This window comes from Pseudomonas sp. CAM1A, assembly GCF_047501685.1.
Classification (GTDB): domain Bacteria; phylum Pseudomonadota; class Gammaproteobacteria; order Pseudomonadales; family Pseudomonadaceae; genus Aquipseudomonas.
The window spans coordinates 659573-672046 of the sequence record NZ_JBFNXP010000003.1 but is presented as its reverse complement, the minus strand read 5'-3'; the positions used below and the strand labels follow the sequence as shown (position 1 = coordinate 672046).

Below are 12474 nucleotides of genomic sequence, written 5' to 3'. Positions count from 1 at the left end.
ATCTGGCGCAGGCCTTGTAGGAGCGGGCTTGCCCCGCGTTAAAGCCGATTGCCGAAACGATCAGCCCAGCGTTTCCATGATCTCATCGGAAATCTGTGCATTGGAGTAGACGTTCTGCACGTCATCCAGGTCCTCGAGCATATCGATCAGCTTGAGCACCTTCTCCGCACCGTCCTTGTCCAGCTCGGCGCTGGTGGTCGGCTGCATCACGATCTCGGCGTCCGAGGCCTTGAAACCGGCTTCTTCGAGCGCATTGCGCACGGCGTAGAAGTTGTTGAACGAGGTAAACACCTCGAAGGAGCCGTCGTCGTTGGCCACCACGTCGTCGGCATCGGCCTCCATCGCGGCTTCCATCAGCGCATCCTCGTCCACGTTCAGCTCGGCAGCGAAGCTGATCTGCCCCTTGCGCTCGAACAGGTAGGCCACAGAACCGTCGGTACCGAGGTTGCCGCCGCACTTGGTGAAGGCATGGCGCACGGCAGCGGCGGTACGGTTGCGGTTGTCGGTCATGGCTTCGACCATGATCGCCACGCCGCCCGGGCCGTAACCCTCGTAGCTGAGCTCTTCGACGTTGTCGCTTTCGTTGGTGCCGGCACCGCGAGCCACGGCGCGATCGATGATGTCGCGGCTCATGTTGGCACCCAGGGCCTTGTCCAGCGCCAGGCGCAGACGCGGGTTGGACGCCGGATCACCACCACCCTGCTTGGCAGCGACGGTCAGTTCGCGGATCCACTTGGTGAAGATCTTGCCTCTCTTGGCATCCTGGCGTTCTTTGCGGTGCTTGATGTTCGCCCACTTGGAATGACCGGCCATAACGACTCCAAATCCTTGAAACAGAAACAGGTTCCGCCCCGAAGGGCGGAACGCATGAATACGTGGGCGCAGCCAGTGCGCCCGCGGTCGGAGTTACTCGACCTTGGTCTGCTCGCGCAGACGGATGTGCAGCTCGCGCAGTGCCTTGGCGTCGACCATGCCCGGGGCCTGGGTCATGACGCACGCGGCGCTCTGGGTTTTCGGGAAGGCGATCACTTCACGGATCGACTGCGCGCCGGTCATCAGCATGACCAGGCGGTCCAGGCCGAAGGCCAGGCCACCGTGAGGCGGCGCGCCGAACTTCAGGGCGTCGAGCAGGAAGCCGAACTTCTCTTCCTGTTCCGCCGCCTCGATACCCAGCAGGCGGAACACCGCCTGTTGCATCTCTTTGCGGTGGATACGGATCGAACCGCCACCCAGCTCGGTGCCGTTCAGAACCATGTCGTAGGCACGCGACAGCGCGGTGGCCGGGTTGGCTTCCAGCTCTTCGGGGCTGCACTTCGGCGCGGTGAACGGGTGGTGCAGCGCGGTGAAGCTGCCGTCTTCGTTCTCTTCGAACATCGGGAAGTCGACGACCCACATCGGCGCCCACTGGCAGGTCAGCAGTTCGAAGTCGTGACCCAGGCGGATACGCAGTGCGCCCAGGGCTTCGCTGACGACCTTGAACTTGTCGGCACCGAAGAACACGATGTCGCCATCCACGGCGCCTACGCGATCAAGGATGTTGTTGAGGTTGGCCTCGGGGATGTTCTTGACGATCGGCGACTGCAGACCCTCGACACCCTTGGCGCGCTCGTTGACCTTGATGTAGGCCAGGCCCTTGGCACCGTAGATGCCGACGAACTTGGTGTACTCGTCGATCTTGCTGCGCGGCATGCTGGCGCCGCCCGGCAGGCGCAGGGCGGTGACGCGGCACTTCGGATCGTTGGCGGGGCCAGCGAACACCTTGAAGTCGACATCCTTGAGCTGGTCGGCAACGTCGATCAGTTCCAGCGGGATACGCAGGTCCGGCTTGTCGGAACCGTAGCGGCGCATGGCTTCTTCGAAGGTCATGTGCGGGAATTCACCGAACTCCAGGTCCAGGACTTCCTTGAACAGCTTGCGGATCATGCTCTCGGTGAGGCCCATGATCTCGGACTCGTCGAGGAAGCTGGTCTCGATGTCGATCTGGGTGAATTCCGGCTGGCGGTCGGCACGCAGGTCTTCGTCGCGGAAGCACTTGGCGATCTGGTAGTAGCGGTCGAAGCCGGCGACCATCAGCAGCTGTTTGAACAGCTGTGGCGACTGCGGCAGGGCAAAGAAGCTGCCTGCGTGGGTGCGGCTCGGTACCAGGTAGTCGCGGGCGCCTTCCGGGGTGGCACGGGTGAGGATCGGCGTCTCGACGTCGAGGAAGCCGTTCTCGTCGAGGAAACGACGGATGCTGCTGGTAATGCGCGAACGCAGGCGCAGCTTGTCGGCCATTTCTGGGCGACGCAGGTCGATGAAGCGGTAGCGCAGGCGGGTTTCTTCGCCCACGTCGGAGTATTCGTTCAGCGGGAACGGCGGCGTTTCGGCCTCGTTGAGCACGGTCAGCTGGTAACCGAGGATCTCGATGGCGCCGGAGGCCATGTTGGCGTTCACTGCGCCATCCGGGCGCTTGCGTACCTTGCCGGTGACCTGCACGACGTACTCGCTGCGCACGCGGTCGGCGGCAGCGAAGGTTTCGGCGCGATCCGGATCGAACACGACCTGGGCCATGCCTTCGCGGTCACGGATATCGAGGAAAATCACCCCGCCGTGGTCGCGGCGACGATGGACCCAGCCGCAAAGGGTGACTTCCTGGCCGTCCAGGGACTCGTTCAGTTGGCCGCAATAATGGCTGCGCATCATGGTCGTGGTTTCGCTTCTCGTGATTCGTATGTTCGGTGGAGGTCTTGGCCGCCCAAGGGGCTAATACTGCAAGACCTGGTCGGTGCAATTCAACTCAGTCGGCCTTGTCGCCGCCTGCCAGATTCTTTTTCGCCCCGGTCTTGAAGTCGGTCTCGTACCAGCCGTTGCCGCTCAGGCGGAAGCCGGGGACCGACAGCTGCTTCTTCAATGCCGGCGCCTGGCATGCCGGGCAATCGGTCAGCGGCGCGGCACTGATCTTCTGCAACACCTCCATGCGGTGTTCGCAGGATGCACATTGATAGTCGTAAAGGGGCATGGTGTCTCTCGTCAACCACATCGCACGCTGCCCAAGGCAGCAAAGAGCGGGATTATATATGGTTAAGGAGTGCTGTGCAGCCCGGCGATCAGTGTACGTCCCGCGCCTCCTGCAACCAGGTGACGCAGATCACCCGGACCAGCCCGCTGAAATTCCTCACCCCGCCATGGCGCAGGTGCACCTCGCGGTCCACATAGGACAGCACCGCGCTCACCGAGCAGCGGTTGGCCTGGGCGATGCGCTCCAGGATGCGCCAGTACACCACCTCCAGACGCAGGCAGGTGGCAAAACCGTTGAGCCGTACCGAGCGTGACACAGGCCCCGCCTGCGCCATGTCGAAGTCCCGCCTGAACGGATCGACCCGGGGGCTGCCCGCGCCCTGCCTGCGCCTCGCATTGCCATCGATACCACGCATCGGATCGTCCACCGCACCGCTCCATCATCTCGAAACCACACCCCCGCCCGCCTTGCGAACGGATCCATGTGTTTCATGAAGCGCCACCCGATCATGCCGATAGCAGCGGCAAAGCCTTCCCCACAAACGCGCAGGCCCGATACCAGTGAAGGCATCGGGCCTGGTGTGGCTGGGTCAAACGACGGTCAAGCGGCAATCAGTTCCCGTCGAGCAACACGCGCAGCATCCATGCGGTTTTTTCGTGCACCTGCATGCGCTGGGTCAGCAAGTCGGCGGTCGGCTCGTCGCTGACCTTGTCCACCACTGGGAAAATGCTGCGAGCGGTGCGCACCACCGCCTCCTGCCCCTGCACCAGCTGGCGGATCATCTCTTCGGCAGGCGGCACGCCCTCCTCTTCCTTGATCGAGGAGTGACGGGCATAAAAAGCATAGGATCCCGGCGCCGGGAAGCCCAGGGCACGGATGCGCTCGGCAATCGAGTCGACCGCCAGGGCCAGCTCGTTGTATTGCTCTTCGAACATCAGGTGCAGGGTGCGGAACGACGGACCGGTGACGTTCCAATGGAAGTTATGGGTTTTCAGATACAACACATAGGTATCCGACAACAGGCGGGACAAGCCATCGACGATGGACTTGCGATCTTCTTCACTGATACCGATATCAATTGCCATGAAGCTCCCCTTTCCATAAGGCTTGATCATCAAGCGGGCAGCAAACACTCTAACAAGAGTTGCCCGTCGGCGCATGCGGCACAAGGCTGCACGGACAGCCGTCGGCGCCAATCGGTTTGAGAAGCCCCCGCCTTTGCTGTTAAATAGGCAGTGTGCCACCCGTGCGGATTGTCAGTGCCGGGTGCATAGGCTGGCCCGTCACGTTTTCGCGCCTACAGTTCACGCGCACCGTGCGACCAGCTCATCCTGTGATCGGCCTTATCAACGTGAGCCAAACCCAATGTTCAAGATCGTCCATCTGGTGACGGGCGTGGCGGCTTTGCTGCTATCGCTCATACCCACCTTGAAAACTGACGCTACACCCTTCCTGCAGCAACCCGAGGCCGTCTACCTGGCGCTGCTCGGCCTGCTCAACCTGGTGATTGCCCCGGTACTGCCACAGTACTACAAAGGCATGCGCCAGCAGCTGCAACACGCCACCAGCATCCTGCTGGTCGTGGCCGTGGTCCTGCAGACCCTCACCCTGCTGGCCCGCCCGGAGCTCGGCAACCTGCCAGCACTGGCCTGCGCCTTCCTCGCCAGCGTGCTGCACCTGGTGGCCGGCTTCGTTCGCGGCACGCGAAAGGCCCGCGCCAGCCAGGGCAATCCACAGGAGGCCGGCCAGCGCGATACCGGTACCGTGAAGTGGTTCAACACGTCCAAGGGCTTCGGGTTCATCTCCCGCGACTCCGGTGACGATATCTTCGTGCACTTTCGCGCCATCCGCGGCGAGGGCCACCGGGTGCTGGTCGAAGGCCAGCGCGTGGAGTTCTCGGTGATGCACCGCGACAAAGGCCTGCAGGCCGAAGACGTGGTCGCCGTCGCCCGCCGCTGAACCTGTGCCGCCGCCGTGCTCAATAGTGAGGCGGCGGCGCTTCCTCTTCCCCGCCGCCCTGCTGGCCGGCCATCTCTTCGTAGCGCTTGATCAGCTCCGCCATCTGCAATTGCAGGCGTTCGATCACCCGACTCTGCTCGACAATCACATCATTGAGCGCCTGCAAGCTGTCATCCTGAAACGCCTGGCGGGTCTCCAGCTCGATCATGCGCATTTCCAGTTCCTGCGACATCCTCAAGCCTCCTCGAAGCTCTCACCCAGCAGCGCACGCACTTGCTGGCGAATACCGTCGATCTGCTCCTCGGTGTAGCCGGTGGCCGCCACCTTGCCCCAGACCGGGGCGGGCCAGGCGGCGTCACCACGGCGACGCACGATCACATGCATGTGCAACTGACTGACCACGTTACCCAGCGCCGCGACATTCATCTTGTCGGCGGCAAAGGCATCCTTCAACGCTTCGGCCAGGGCCGTAGTTTCGACCCACAGCTGCTGCTGGTCCGCGTCCTCGAGCTCGAACACTTCGGTGATATCGGCGCGGCGCGGTACCAGGATGAACCACGGGTAGTTGGCATCCTTGCTCAGCAGCAGGCGGCACAGCGGCAGGTCGCCCAGTACCAGGGAATCCTCCTGCAGACGCGAATCGAGGGTGAACACGGCAAACCTCCTTACTAGCGATACAGCCCTTCCAACCGGCCGGGCACAGGCGCGCAAGGATACTCCGCTTCGGCATTTGCCACACCCGCCGACGTCGATTCGAGCCATTTGTAGCACGCGAATGACAACATCGACGCCCCGCTTCGGTAACACAGCGCTACTTTTCGCACCAAAATGATGCCGCTCGTCAGACCCCCACCACACATCCGTCACATAAAACAGCCAGGATAAACAATCGTCGGTAACACCTTGACTTGGAAGGCAGCTTCACCCGCACACGCAAGAGGTAACCGTGAACCGCCGCCAAACCGGCCGCAGCCCGTGTTTTCGGAGGTTTTCCGGCCGCTTCCAGAGCCTTTGTGAAAATTTCATCAAAGGTTCGTGATTTTGAGCATGCTTGTTGCATTCGTTACTCGCCAAGTCGGCACGCTCCCTGCAATACCGGGTGAGTGCGACAAATAACAACAGCGGCATCGGATAAACCAGGGAGTTTCACAAGCCGTACTTTGTATTTATACAAACATGACGGTTTCGAGACAGCGCTGGCGTTGTACGCCTCTATAAAACGGGCGTGATTTGCGACATGGAGACAACTGACAGCGACATGGCCATAAAGTTACCGAAAGGTTGTTTCTGCCCATATCGCCAAGAATAGTCCGCGTGATATACATTTTCGCCGACATAACAAGAAAGAGCCGACCCTATAACTAAAACATTTGGGTGCGGCGGTACTCTTCCTAAAAACCAAAGGAGCAAATCACGATGCGCGTGATGAAGTGGAGCATGATCGCCCTGGCCGTAGCGGCAGGGACTTCGCAGATGGCTGTCGCCTCTTCGCAGGATGAGTCCAAGGGCTTCGTCGAAGACAGCAAGCTGAATGTCAAGATGCGTAACCTGTACTTCAGCCGTGACTATCGCAATACCGAATCGGCCACCAATAAAGCCGCCGGCTTGCGTCACGACCAACGCGAATGGGGCCAAGGCTTCATCGGCACCTTCGAGTCGGGGTTCACCCAAGGCACCGTCGGTGTCGGCGTTGACGCCATCGGCATGCTGGGCCTCAAGCTGGACAGCGGCCGTGGCTACTCGGGCTCAGGCCTGTTCCCCACCGGCTCTGATCAACGCTCCCAGGATGACTATTCCAAGGGTGGGGCTGCCGCTAAGTTCCGCATCTCCGACACGGTATTGAAGGTCGGCGACCAGTTCACCGCACTGCCCGTCTTCGCCACCGACGATAGCCGCCTGCTGCCGGAAATCGCACAAGGCGCCTTGGTGACCAGCAACGAAATCAAGGGCCTGACCCTGCATGCCGGTCGCTTCACCAGCCTCACCGCCCAAGCCGAGACCAATCGCGATAGCTTCCGTCTCAAGAAAGCGGATGTTATCGGCGGCACCTATGCCCTTACCGACAGTCTGTCCACCAGCCTGTACTACTCCAAAGTCGAAGACTACTGGCGCAAATACTACGCCAACGTCAACTGGGCGCTGCCGATCTCGGACAAGCAAGGCCTGGTCTTTGACTTCAACATCTATGACACAAAAAGCGACGGCGCAGACCTGTATAAAGCCGCCGCAGACGGTGACAAGCTCGACAACCGGGCCTATAGCTTCTCCGGCGCCTACAACATTGGCGCTCACACCTTCACCCTGGCCTATCAGAAGGTCACTGGTGACGGCGAGTACGCGTATGGCGTCGACGGTGGCGGCACCATCTTCCTGGCGAACTCGGTTGCACGCTCCGACTTCAACGCCGAAGGCGAAAAATCCTGGCAGGTCCGCTACGACCTGAACTTCGCCGAGTTCGGCGTACCAGGCCTGAGCTTCATGACCCGCTACGTCCGCGGCACCGGCGCTCACACTGCCGACACCAACGACGGCAAGGAATGGGAACGCGATGTGGACATCAAGTACGTCCTGCAGGAAGGCCCGGCCAAGGATCTGAGCTTCCGTGTCCGCCAGGCTACCTATCGTTCATCCGACGCAGTCTACTCCAACTCGCTGGACGAACTGCGCCTGATCGTCGAGTACCCGCTGAGCATCCTGTAACCCCAGGTTTGCGACGCCCCAAGATGAAGAAGCCCGGCGCTCGCCGGGCTTTTTCTTGGCTGACAGAACCGTGCCAGTGCTGCATTCTGTACGCTTTCGTTTCGCCCCCGTACAATGCGGGGTCATTTCACATTCAGGCAATCGACACGGCCCACCATGCGCACCAGTCAATATTTGCTCGCCACCCAGAAAGAAACCCCGGCCGATGCAGTGGTCATCAGCCACCAGCTCATGCTGCGTGCCGGCATGATCCGCAAGTTGGCCTCCGGCCTGTACACCTGGCTGCCGATGGGCCTGCGGGTGATGCGCAAGGTCGAAGCCGTGGTGCGCGAGGAAATGACCGCCGCCGGCGCCCTCGAGGTGCTGATGCCGAGCATTCAGCCGGCTGAACTGTGGCAGGAATCCGGCCGCTGGGAGCAGTACGGCCCCGAGCTGCTGCGCCTGAAAGACCGCCACCAGCGCGAATTCTGCGTCGGCCCGACCCACGAAGAAGTCATCACCGACCTGGCGCGCAACGAGCTGTCCAGCTACAAGCAGCTGCCGCTGAACATGTTCCAGATCCAGACCAAGTTCCGTGACGAGATCCGTCCGCGCTTCGGCCTGATGCGCGGCCGCGAGTTCATCATGAAGGACGCCTACTCCTTCCATGCCGACCAGGCTTCCCTGCAGGAAACCTACGACCGCATGCACCTGGCGTACTCCAACATCTTCACCCGCCTGGGCCTGGACTTCCGTCCGGTGCAGGCCGACACCGGCTCGATCGGTGGCAGCTACTCCCACGAATTCCACGTGCTCGCCTCCTCCGGCGAAGACGACGTGATCTTCAGCGACAGCTCCGATTACGCCGCCAACATCGAGAAGGCCGAGGCCATTCCACGCGAAACCGTGCGCCCGGCGCCGACCGAAGAGCTGCGCCTGGTTGACACCCCGAACGCCAAGACCATCGCCGAACTGGTGGAAAACTTCGGCCTGGCGATCGAGAAGACCGTCAAGACCCTGATCGTACATGGTGCCGAGGAAGGCAAGCTGGTTGCACTGATCGTGCGCGGCGACCACGAGCTCAACGAAATCAAGGCTACCAAGCTGGAGCAGGTCGCCGACCCGCTGGTCATGGCTTCCGAGGCCGAGCTGCGCGACGCCATCGGCGCCGGCGCAGGCTCCCTCGGCCCGCTGAACCTGCCACTGGAGTGCATCATCGACCGCTCGGTTGCCCTGATGAGCGACTTTGGCATCGGTGCCAACATCGACGACAAGCACTACTTCGGCGTGAACTGGGAGCGCGACCTGCCGGTTCCACAAGTTGCCGACCTGCGCAACGTGGTCGAGGGCGACCCAAGCCCGGACGGCCAGGGCACCCTGGTGATCAAGCGCGGCATCGAAGTCGGCCACATCTTCCAGCTCGGCACCAAGTACAGCGAGGCGCTCAAGTGCCAGGTACTGGGTGAGAACGGCAAGCCTGTGGTGCTGTCCATGGGCTGCTACGGCATCGGCGTATCCCGCGTGGTTGCCGCCGCCATCGAGCAGAGCTATGACGAAAAAGGCATCATCTGGAACGACGCCCTCGCACCGTTCCAGATCGCCCTGGTGCCGCTGCGCTACGAGACTGACGTGGTCCGCGAAGCCACCGACAAGCTGTACGCCGAACTGACCGCTGCCGGCTTCGAAGTGCTGCTGGACGACCGCGACAAGAAGACCAGCCCCGGCATCAAGTTCGCCGACATGGAGCTGATCGGCATCCCGCACCGCATCGTCGTCAGCGACCGCGGCCTGGCCGATGGCAACCTGGAGTACAAGCACCGCACCGAGTCGGAGGCCCAGGCACTGCCGCTCAATGAGGTGCTGACCTTCCTGCAGGCCCGCATCCGCCGCTGATAACCCGTTACGCGAGTGATCATGTCCAAGCGAAGTACCTACACCCTGGGGGGCGCCGCACTGTGCGGCGCCCTGTTCCTCGGCGGCTGCGCCAACCAGATGTCCCAGCGCAGCGATCATGAGGAGCGCGTCGAGCGCAAACTGCTCGAGCACAGTCTGCAGATCGATGTCGGCGAGCCGAAGGTGATGGAGCTTCCGCAGCGGCGCGTGCGCATTCATGAGCTCAAGCGTTTCGAGGTCACCGAGTTCGAGGTGACCCGCCGCTATGACCGCTACACCCCCTACCAACCCTGGCGGGAGATCTACGAGATCCCGCTGGGCGCGGTGGCGGTGGTGGCCGGCATCGGCGCCAACGTGGCCAACGTGTTCGCCCTGGGCAACCTGCCGGACAGCGTCACCCACGACTGGCTGAGCTATGGCGTGGCGGGCGTCAACCCGTTCATGAACGTACCGTCCAACGGCCGTGCCCAGCAGAACCTGGCGGGCATCGACGAGGTCGAGAAGGGCAAGCGCGAAGAGTCCATCAGCCTGCCGTGGAACGAGCGCCTGGTCGAGGTCAAGGCTGGCAAGATGACCCACGAGCTGACCACCGACAAGCATGGTGTGCTGCGCCTGAACCTGCTCGACAGCCCGTTCTCCGAGCAGAACCTCAACCATATCGGCACCCTGCACCTGCAGGTGGTGGATGAGGAAAACCAGGTACGTGGCGATGCCAGCCTGCTGGTCAGCGGCAACCTGCGCGGCAAGCTGCTCGAGGCCCATGAGCTGATCTTCGATGACCTCGAGGACGACGATGTCGGCCAATGGGTGCACCGGGTCAAGCGCCTGTCGGAGCTGGGGCTGGAAGAAGAAGCCAGCGAACTGGAGCAAAGCCTGATCGAATTGACCCGCAACGATCCGGAGCTGCAACAGGAGTTCCTGCAGACCCTGACCAAGGCCACCGGGCGCCTGGTAGCCGATCCGGGCGTGCAGTAAAACGAAAAGGGGCCGCTTCGCGGCCCCTCTTCTATTTATTCTCGAACAACTCCAACTGTTCATGCGCTCCGCGCAGATCACGCAGTCTCACGCCCACCCCCAGCAAACGCACCGGCTTGCCGCCACGGGCAAATGCCTGGCTGAGCAACTGCCGGTAACTTTCCAGATCCCTCCCCGCCCCCGCCTGCTCCAGGGTGGTCTGGCTGAAGTCATGGAACTTGACCTTGACGAAGGGCTTGTCGGGCCGATAGCTGCTGTCCATCCGCGCTATCCGCTCATTCAGGCTGACCAGCAGCTCCGGCAGTTTTTCCAGGCAGCTGGCCAGGTCGGGCAGGTCATGATCGTAGGTATTCTCGACGCTGACCGACTGCCGTCGACTGTCGTTGTGCACTGCCCGCTCGTCGATCCCCCGCGCCAGCCCCCACAGCCGCTCGCCGAAGCTGCCGAACTCGCGAACCAGCGCCAACCGCGACCAGTCGCGCAGCGACAGGCAGGTGTCGATCCCCAGCCGCGACAGTTTGTCCGCCGTTACCTTGCCGACCCCGTGCAATCGCGCAACCGGCAGATGGGCAACGAATTCCTCCACCTGGTCCGGCGTGATGACGAACAGGCCGTTGGGTTTGCGCCAATCACTGGCGATCTTGGCCAGGAACTTGTTCGGCGCGACCCCGGCGGACACCGTGATATGCAGGTGCTGGGCGACCCGCCGGCGAATGTCCTCGGCAATGCGCGTGGCGCTGCCGGCAAACCACTGGCTGTCACTGACATCCAGGTACGCCTCGTCCAGCGACAGCGGTTCGATCAGCTCGGTGTAGTCCCGAAAGATCGCGTGAATCTCGCGGGACGCCTCACGGTAAGCCTCGAAACGCGGCTTGACGATTTCCAGGTCGGGGCACAGCTTCATGGCATGCCCCGACGCCATGGCCGAACGCACGCCATAGGCACGCGCCTCATAATTGCAGGTGGCAATCACGCCTCGCTGTCCCGGCTGCCCGCCTACCGCCATGGGGCGGCCGACCAGGCGCGGGTCGTCACGCATCTCGATGGCGGCGTAAAAACAGTCACAATCAATGTGGATGATCTTGCGCAGGGACATGGACGACAGCCACTACTGTAAATTCATACAGATAATATCCCATGCCCCCGCCATGAAACAGCCTGTGCGGGAGGATCGGCCTGCAAGCCCCGTCACGACTGAGCTGCCTGCCGATCTGCCACGCTAAGGGTTTGAACAAAAAAGGATTTTTTTGAGTTAATGCTTGACACTGACCAGGAAATCCGTAGAATTCGATCTCACAGGCGCGGGATGGAGCAGCCTGGTAGCTCGTCGGGCTCATAACCCGAAGGTCGTCGGTTCAAATCCGGCTCCCGCAACCAGATTCAAGAAAAGGCCACTGTTTACGCAGTGGCCTTTTTTATTGCCTCTATATTTACACCGAAAGAAAAACCCACGAAAAATCAAGCAGTAACGCTTGACAGCGGTTGGAAAATCCGTAGAATTCGATTCCACAGGCGCGGGATGGAGCAGCCTGGTAGCTCGTCGGGCTCATAACCCGAAGGTCGTCGGTTCAAATCCGGCTCCCGCAACCAGATTCAAGAAAAGGCCACTGTTTACGCAGTGGCCTTTTTTATTGCCTGCTGTCCACCAAATGTCGCTGCAATCATTATTAGGGCTTGACATCGTACGGCGAATCCGTAGAATGCGCCCCTCTGACGCGGGATGGAGCAGCCTGGTAGCTCGTCGGGCTCATAACCCGAAGGTCGTCGGTTCAAATCCGGCTCCCGCAACCAGATTCGTCAGAACAAGCCCCGCCTGTCGCAAGACAGTGCGGGGCTTGTTGCATTCAGCCCCTGCCCTTTTCAACGTCCACGCCCCTTTGCTCCCCAGCCGTGCCTGCCGGCTGAATGAACTATCTTTAACTATCCTGAAACAGATTAAGCCGCCAGCGCGGAGTAATATTCGGATACGT

At 61.5% G+C, this 12474-nt stretch carries 12 protein-coding genes and 3 tRNA genes; 7 read left to right on the top strand and 8 right to left on the bottom strand.

Going from position 1 to position 12474, the window contains the following annotated elements:
* Window positions 1–60: 60 nt before the first annotated feature.
* From ABZO33_RS11540 to ABZO33_RS11520, 5 genes are all read right to left on the bottom strand, one after another.
* Window positions 61–813 carry a YebC/PmpR family DNA-binding transcriptional regulator gene (locus tag ABZO33_RS11540; RefSeq protein ID WP_414536120.1) on the bottom strand — a complete coding sequence of 251 codons (753 nt, stop codon included), beginning with the start codon at window positions 811–813 and terminating at the stop codon, window positions 61–63.
* 93 nt (window positions 814–906) lie between these two features.
* Window positions 907–2682 (bottom strand): aspartate--tRNA ligase, encoded by a 1776-nt coding sequence (gene aspS, locus ABZO33_RS11535; RefSeq protein WP_414536119.1) that lies wholly within the window; start codon window positions 2680–2682, stop codon window positions 907–909.
* 94 nt (window positions 2683–2776) lie between these two features.
* Entirely contained in the window at window positions 2777–2998 is a 222-nt protein-coding gene (locus tag ABZO33_RS11530; RefSeq protein ID WP_046856766.1) for an FmdB family zinc ribbon protein, read from the bottom strand.
* A gap of 88 nt (window positions 2999–3086) precedes the next feature.
* Window positions 3087–3413: a ribbon-helix-helix domain-containing protein gene (locus tag ABZO33_RS11525; protein WP_414536345.1), complete on the bottom strand. Its 327-nt coding sequence runs from the start codon at window positions 3411–3413 to the stop codon at window positions 3087–3089.
* Window positions 3414–3609: 196 nt separating this feature from the next.
* On the bottom strand, window positions 3610–4083 hold the full coding sequence (locus ABZO33_RS11520; protein WP_028690591.1) for a Dps family protein: 474 nt from the start codon (window positions 4081–4083) through the stop codon (window positions 3610–3612).
* A 280-nt stretch (window positions 4084–4363) separates the two neighbouring features.
* Here ABZO33_RS11520 and ABZO33_RS11515 point away from each other — a divergent pair, with 280 nt between their 5' ends.
* The gene (locus ABZO33_RS11515) at window positions 4364–4957 is read left to right on the top strand and encodes a cold shock domain-containing protein membrane protein (protein WP_414536118.1); all 594 of its coding nucleotides are present in this window, start codon (window positions 4364–4366) and stop codon (window positions 4955–4957) included.
* Window positions 4958–4976: 19 nt separating this feature from the next.
* Here the strand turns inward: ABZO33_RS11515 and ABZO33_RS11510 are convergent, their stop codons facing one another.
* Both ABZO33_RS11510 and ABZO33_RS11505 read right to left on the bottom strand, forming a co-directional pair.
* Complete coding sequence (locus ABZO33_RS11510) at window positions 4977–5189, bottom strand: SlyX family protein (RefSeq protein ID WP_046856768.1); 213 nt, start codon at window positions 5187–5189, stop codon at window positions 4977–4979.
* Between the two features lie 2 nt (window positions 5190–5191).
* Window positions 5192–5611, bottom strand: a complete 420-nt coding sequence (locus ABZO33_RS11505) for an HIT family protein (protein ID WP_414536117.1) — start codon at window positions 5609–5611, stop codon at window positions 5192–5194.
* A gap of 762 nt (window positions 5612–6373) precedes the next feature.
* On the opposite strand from ABZO33_RS11505, the gene ABZO33_RS11500 reads away from it, so the two are divergent.
* The 3 genes from ABZO33_RS11500 to ABZO33_RS11490 all read left to right on the top strand — a co-directional run bounded on the left by ABZO33_RS11500 (window position 6374) and on the right by ABZO33_RS11490 (window position 10504).
* Window positions 6374–7657: an OprD family porin gene (locus ABZO33_RS11500; RefSeq protein ID WP_414536116.1), complete on the top strand. Its 1284-nt coding sequence runs from the start codon at window positions 6374–6376 to the stop codon at window positions 7655–7657.
* Between the two features lie 156 nt (window positions 7658–7813).
* Window positions 7814–9529: a proline--tRNA ligase gene (locus tag ABZO33_RS11495; protein WP_414536115.1), complete on the top strand. Its 1716-nt coding sequence runs from the start codon at window positions 7814–7816 to the stop codon at window positions 9527–9529.
* A gap of 21 nt (window positions 9530–9550) precedes the next feature.
* On the top strand, window positions 9551–10504 hold the full coding sequence (locus ABZO33_RS11490) for a hypothetical protein (protein WP_414536114.1): 954 nt from the start codon (window positions 9551–9553) through the stop codon (window positions 10502–10504).
* A 31-nt stretch (window positions 10505–10535) separates the two neighbouring features.
* Here the strand turns inward: ABZO33_RS11490 and dinB are convergent, their stop codons facing one another.
* Entirely contained in the window at window positions 10536–11594 is a 1059-nt protein-coding gene (dinB, locus tag ABZO33_RS11485) for a DNA polymerase IV (protein WP_414536344.1), read from the bottom strand.
* A gap of 210 nt (window positions 11595–11804) precedes the next feature.
* Between dinB and ABZO33_RS11480 the strand changes: the two genes are divergently transcribed.
* The 3 genes from ABZO33_RS11480 to ABZO33_RS11470 all read left to right on the top strand — a co-directional run bounded on the left by ABZO33_RS11480 (window position 11805) and on the right by ABZO33_RS11470 (window position 12295).
* Window positions 11805–11881, top strand: a tRNA-Met gene (locus ABZO33_RS11480).
* Between the two features lie 136 nt (window positions 11882–12017).
* A tRNA-Met gene (locus tag ABZO33_RS11475) sits at window positions 12018–12094 on the top strand.
* Window positions 12095–12218: 124 nt separating this feature from the next.
* Window positions 12219–12295, top strand: a tRNA-Met gene (locus ABZO33_RS11470).
* Window positions 12296–12474 lie beyond the last annotated feature (179 nt).

Excerpts from the sequence above, each read along its gene's own strand:
- ABZO33_RS11540 (WP_414536120.1), bottom strand. The coding sequence starts at position 813 with ATGGCCGGTCATTCCAAGTGGGCGAACATCAAGCACCGCAAAGAACGC.
- aspS (WP_414536119.1), bottom strand. The coding sequence starts at position 2,682 with ATGATGCGCAGCCATTATTGCGGCCAACTGAACGAGTCCCTGGACGGC.
- ABZO33_RS11530 (WP_046856766.1), bottom strand. The coding sequence starts at position 2,998 with ATGCCCCTTTACGACTATCAATGTGCATCCTGCGAACACCGCATGGAG.
- ABZO33_RS11525 (WP_414536345.1), bottom strand. The coding sequence starts at position 3,413 with ATGCGTGGTATCGATGGCAATGCGAGGCGCAGGCAGGGCGCGGGCAGC.
- ABZO33_RS11520 (WP_028690591.1), bottom strand. The coding sequence starts at position 4,083 with ATGGCAATTGATATCGGTATCAGTGAAGAAGATCGCAAGTCCATCGTC.
- ABZO33_RS11515 (WP_414536118.1), top strand. The coding sequence starts at position 4,364 with ATGTTCAAGATCGTCCATCTGGTGACGGGCGTGGCGGCTTTGCTGCTA.
- ABZO33_RS11510 (WP_046856768.1), bottom strand. The coding sequence starts at position 5,189 with ATGTCGCAGGAACTGGAAATGCGCATGATCGAGCTGGAGACCCGCCAG.
- ABZO33_RS11500 (WP_414536116.1), top strand. The coding sequence starts at position 6,374 with ATGCGCGTGATGAAGTGGAGCATGATCGCCCTGGCCGTAGCGGCAGGG.
- ABZO33_RS11495 (WP_414536115.1), top strand. The coding sequence starts at position 7,814 with ATGCGCACCAGTCAATATTTGCTCGCCACCCAGAAAGAAACCCCGGCC.
- ABZO33_RS11490 (WP_414536114.1), top strand. The coding sequence starts at position 9,551 with ATGTCCAAGCGAAGTACCTACACCCTGGGGGGCGCCGCACTGTGCGGC.